This window comes from Bradyrhizobium sp. GCM10028915 (assembly GCF_042666195.1).
Taxonomy (GTDB): Bacteria; Pseudomonadota; Alphaproteobacteria; order Rhizobiales; family Xanthobacteraceae; genus Bradyrhizobium; species Bradyrhizobium canariense_D.
Window position 1 is genome coordinate 1 of the sequence record NZ_JBHTFN010000039.1, and the last position, 1,184, is coordinate 1,184.

Below are 1,184 nucleotides of genomic sequence, written 5' to 3' on the forward strand. Positions count from 1 at the left end.
GTAGCAACCATTAAAGGCTAGGCGGCTTTTTCGATCCAGGGCGTGCCCCGTTGCACGACAGTATTGGCGTAGATCAGGAGCTTGCGGGCGCAGGCGATGAGCGCTGCGTTATGGACTTTGCCGTTTGCCATGAGGCGGGCATACAGCGCGATCAGAGCCTTGTTCCAACGGAAGGCAGCTGGAAGGGCGGCGGCGAATAGGGAGCGCCGCAGGCGGCTGCGGCCTCCGGCGATTTTGCGCTGCCCTCTGTGCTGTCCGCTATCAGCATCGAAGGGAGCCAACCCGGCCAGGGCTGCGGCTTGCTCCCGGCTGACGCGACCGAGCTCGGGCATGCGGATGACGATCGCCAGCGCCGTCCGCTCGCCGATGCCGGGAACGCTCAGCACCAGCTTGAGCCGCTTGGCCAAGTCGTCGTAGGCACGAAGGCGCTTGGCAATGTCACGAATCTGCGCCGCCCTGCGTGCCTTCAACCGGGTGATGTCGCTGTCGACGATGCGTCGCAACGCAGGCTCGTCGATGTGCTCGAGACGGGTCTTGAAGCGCCGGATGTCTTCCTCGATCTGCTCAAGAAAGGTCAGATAGTCGGCCAATTCCGTCAATCGCGGATCCGGCGCGATCTCAGGGGGATCGAGCGCCGCAGCACAGGCGGCGATCAATACGGCGTCGAGCGCATCGTTCTTGGCCCGGCGCAAATGGACCTTGGCGAACGCCTTGACCTGAAGCGGCTGCAGCAACAGCACGGTAAAGCCGGCCGATCGCAAATGCTCCACCACGCCACGTTCATAGCCGCCAGTGGCCTCGATCCCGATCCGTGTGACGCCGGCCTTGGCCAGGTTTGCTGCCAGAGCGCGCCAACCCGGCAACGCATTGGCGACCTGCCAGCGCTCGGTTCGACCATGAACCGCGACGTCCAGCTTGGCCTTGGACGTATCGATCCCGGCCGTCGTTATGTTAGTCTGTGTCATCTTCGTCGACCCTGCCTTGTGAAGCGAACCAAGTTGTTCCGGCAACCATCCGGGTCCGATGAAGGTGCTGACGCGATCACGCTACGGGGCAGCCACAACTGCTCTGGGTGGGCTCGATCCGATCGCCAGCGGCCTGTCGCGGGGTGCAAACCGCGGCAGGCCATTCCTCACGGAACAGGTCGAGAATAACTGATCGCGCTATTACAAGGGTGGGCAAAG

At 63.2% G+C, this 1,184-nt stretch carries 1 protein-coding gene; it reads right to left on the minus strand.

What is annotated here, in order from left to right; all coding sequences use genetic code 11:
- Nucleotides 1-17: 17 nt before the first annotated feature.
- Entirely contained in the window at nt 18-1,010 is a 993-nt protein-coding gene (locus ACFQX9_RS17485) for an IS110 family transposase (RefSeq protein ID WP_245285857.1), read from the minus strand.
- Nucleotides 1,011-1,184: the final 174 nt, after the last annotated feature.